A 657-nucleotide genomic window follows, 5' to 3' on the forward strand; every position below is an offset into this window, starting at 1 on the left:
ATCACGGTGTCGGCTTTGGCGGTATTTCAGTTGGCGGCTTAGGTAACAATCGACGTGCTTTTGGTAGCTTGCTTACCGGCGTTGACCATCTACCTCATGCATATTTACCAGAACAGGCTTTTGCAAAAGGCCAGCCACCAGAAGGCGCCTATTTAGCTGATGCGCTTGAAGACATGGTTCTTCTTCATGGAGCAGAGAATATCGCTGCAGTTATTGTCGAGCCTTTAGTCGGTTCTGCTGGCGTTTACGTTCCGCCACAAGGCTACCTAGAAAAGCTACGCGCAATTACCTTGAAACACGATATTCTTCTTATTTTCGATGAAGTAATTAGTGGTTTCGGTCGTATCGGAACACCATTCGCGTCGACCCGATTCGGCATTACACCAGATCTAATGACGACGGCAAAAGGCCTCACAAATGGCGCTCTACCAATGGGTGCAGTATTTGCTGGTAATCACATTCATGATGCATTTATGCATGGGCCTGAAGAAGTCATCGAGCTATTCCATGGTTATACGTATTCAGGACATCCTGTTGCTGCAGCGGCCGGACTTGCAACGCTAGATATTTATGAGCAAGAAGGTTTATTTGATCGCGCTTTAGAGCTCGAAGAATATTGGCAGACGGCCGTACACAGCCTACGCCGCTATGACGAAG

The 657-nt window shown here is 47.8% G+C and carries 1 protein-coding gene; it reads left to right on the plus strand.

Annotation, left to right across the window (positions count from 1 at the left end; translation table 11 throughout):
* Window positions 1–657: aminotransferase class III-fold pyridoxal phosphate-dependent enzyme (locus A3762_RS05915; RefSeq protein ID WP_156493277.1), on the plus strand; the 657-nt coding region annotated here is incomplete at both ends.

The sequence above is a fragment of the Oleiphilus sp. HI0125 genome (genome assembly GCF_001635355.1).